The following is a 2828-nucleotide window of genomic DNA, read 5'->3' on the forward strand; positions in this document are numbered from 1 at the left end:
ACTAACGATGTCCTGGTGGTTTATACGATTGATAAAGATGAACTAGTCTTAATTGGAATTCGAGTCGGATCGCATGAGCGTTTATTTCCTGGTCAAAATCGTGCTAAAAGGTATCGAAAAAATGACAAATAGAAGAAGTTATTTCTATAATATGAAAATAAATAACCCCTAATATCTACATTATAGATATTAGGGGTTATTCTTTCAATGTTTTTGAGGGGTTATTTGTATATTATAGTCCCTAATATAGGGACAAAGCTTATTTGAAAGTTTTTCTCAAACACATCATGTATTTTAGACTGTGCCACTATTATTCTCTGTTATAGGCAGACCAGAAACGCCCTTTTTTGTACATTTTATAAGTTCTTTTTTCAGTCAAACGTGCACGTTGTAACCGTCGTTTTTGCATTTTCCATCACCCCAAATCCTTACTCGCTTTTTCACTTTAATCATTTATTTATATATTTCATATTAATGATAAGTATACCGCTTTTACTAATAAACCGCCTAATGATTATTGTGATTACAACAAAAAAATAAGTACCCACTCAAGACCATGCTGGTCAAGATGTGGCTACTTATTTAGTCGGTTATGATTGACGTTTGTCATTCAATTGTTTTTCTAATTCTTTAATCTTCTTCTGCTTGCGGCGAATGTACCAGATCAGCAAGATGATCAAGAGTAAAATCAAGAGGCCAATGCCGATATACAGCCACCAGTTAGGGCCCTGCTTCAAGACCGCCGTATGATTCAGATTAGTGGCCTCGCCCTGCGTAATCACGAAGTTCTGCTTAAATTGCCAGTGCTGCTTCTTGGATTTGACCTTGACGACTGCGGTGTACTTGCCAGCCTTCAGAGCATTTTGTCCGGTTCGCACCGGTAATTTGTAGATTGAACTGGGTGCCATCTGACCGTTAGTCAAATTTTGATGGTAGACTACTTTTTGGCCGCCACGATGGTAAATCTTGATCTTCGTTTGGACCTTATTCAAGTAGGCCGCCGTGTGGTTCACTAACGGAAAGTTGATGACGTTGCGGCCGTTGAGTTGCTCGACCGTGATCTTGTTCATCGTGAGGTGGTTCGTCGTCAAATCGCGATCACCATGCAGAACAACGGCTTCAGTATAGGCATACTGATTATTGACCGCGACCGCCTTTTTTGTTTCAGCGGCCGTTGCCTTTTTCAAGAAAGTCAGCCCACCAGCCAAGATACCGTCATACGATTTGGCCGGCATCTTGATTTGAAACTTGACGGTCTTAACTTGTCCCTTATCCAGCTTAACTTCGGACTGGTCAGTCGTCACCAGTTTGGCTAAATCATACGGCAAATCCGCACTTTTATTTTCAGTCGCCCGCTGATAAGCTACCACACCATTGATGTTGGTCGTCGCCTTGGAAATCCCAACATTGATCGTAATTGGCGCATTCGAGGTGTTGTGCACCTTCACCGCAATGGTCTGGGTCTGTTTTGGTTTTAACTTCAAATCAAAGTACGAGACGTTCGAATCGACTTGACTACTCGAACGTACCGGACTGATCTCAAATCCCACGGCCGAATCAGCCTTCGCTGATTGGGCCATGCCACCCATGAACAGACTCATCACACCGACTAATGCCGTTGCTAATAATGCTCGCAATCGTTTCCCCACACTCATCACGCCTTTTCTCTCAAATTAAGTCAGGATATTGGTTCGACCAACATCACCATACCACTAGTAGGCTTCACGCTCACTTTAGTTAGATGGCGTAGCGCCCAAGTTCCAAGTCAACGTTGTCGTGTAGCCTTGAGCGAGCTTAGGCGTTGCACCCGGAACAGTCAGGCTAGAACTGCCGAACTTAAACGTCGAGATTCCGTTACCGTCACCAGCTAAAGCTGAAGCAACCGTGCCTGCAGCGCCATTAGTGGTCGTACCGCTCGTCGTCGTTCCAGGAGTCGTCGTTCCAGGAGTCAAAGTGGCGTTCCCCGTCTTAACCGTTGAATCACTTGAAACTTTGGTGCTAACAACCGTCAAGGCAGCGTTCGTCAACGCTGAGCCACTCGCATCCGTCTTCGTATTGAATTGTTGGCCTTGTGCCACGGTCAATGCCCAGCCGGCATTCGTCCCCCGCAAATCACTAACTTTTACCGTTGGCGTGGTCGAAGCATTCAAAGTCGCATCAGCTGCCGAAATCGTATCTTTCCCAAATGAAAGGTTCGTATTATCCACTGACAATGATAGTGTCCCACTTGAGAAGGACACATCACCTGTCGAATCCGTATCCGCGGCGTTTGCAACCACCGTACTTGTCCCTAAAAGTCCAGTAACAACCATTAATCCCAAAACCATTTTTTTCATTACAAACTGCTTCCTTTCAAGTACCTGATTTATTCACAAAGAGCCTCAGCTCTGGTACAGTTAAATTGCTAAACGAAGCCACATGAGAGAAGATGGCTCTATATTGAAAACTTTACAATAAATGGCATTAAATTTCAACCGCGCGTTTTATAATCAAGTTAGCCAAATACTTTTAGCTAATTGATAAGGCAAATTCTATAATTAATCCGAACAGAAATTAAAAAGCCCAAAGCAATCACTTACAATGGTAGTAGCTAATTCCAACCAATATAGGGAGTGATTACTTTGGGTACATCTACTTTATCACGTTTTCAACGTGGCGCACTAGCACAACTGGTCAATGAGGGGAATAAATCTTACCAAGTAATGACTGACGCCTAAGGCGTCGCCAAAGCTACGATTAGCTATGAGTTGGACCGGGTTAAACCTTATGATTCAGAATTAGCTCAGCAAGATGCAGATCGCAAAAGGCGGAATTGCGGTCGTCGTTCG

2 protein-coding genes and 2 pseudogenes are annotated in these 2828 nt (G+C 43.5%); 2 read left to right on the forward strand and 2 right to left on the reverse strand.

Going from position 1 to position 2828, the window contains the following annotated elements; all coding sequences use genetic code 11:
- Positions 1 to 132: pseudogene (locus IV64_RS14540) on the forward strand (type II toxin-antitoxin system YafQ family toxin); the annotation flags it as partial.
- 458 nt (positions 133 to 590) lie between these two features.
- Here IV64_RS14540 and IV64_RS02460 read toward each other — a convergent pair.
- Both IV64_RS02460 and IV64_RS02465 read right to left on the reverse strand, forming a co-directional pair.
- Positions 591 to 1649, reverse strand: a complete 1059-nt coding sequence (locus IV64_RS02460) for a WxLIP family cell surface protein (protein ID WP_082230355.1) — start codon at positions 1647 to 1649, stop codon at positions 591 to 593.
- Positions 1650 to 1733: 84 nt separating this feature from the next.
- A complete protein-coding gene (locus IV64_RS02465; protein WP_057705587.1) occupies positions 1734 to 2336 on the reverse strand; it encodes a WxL domain-containing protein in 603 nt (200 codons plus the stop codon).
- Positions 2337 to 2621: 285 nt separating this feature from the next.
- Here IV64_RS02465 and IV64_RS14020 point away from each other — a divergent pair.
- Positions 2622 to 2828 (forward strand): annotated as a pseudogene (locus IV64_RS14020) (IS30 family transposase); the annotation flags it as partial.

Origin of the sequence: Lactiplantibacillus xiangfangensis (assembly GCF_001438845.1) — a bacterium.
GTDB classification, from domain to species: domain Bacteria; phylum Bacillota; class Bacilli; order Lactobacillales; family Lactobacillaceae; genus Lactiplantibacillus; species Lactiplantibacillus xiangfangensis.

Excerpts from the sequence above, each read along its gene's own strand:
- IV64_RS02465 (WP_057705587.1), bottom strand. The coding sequence starts at position 2,336 with ATGAAAAAAATGGTTTTGGGATTAATGGTTGTTACTGGACTTTTAGGG.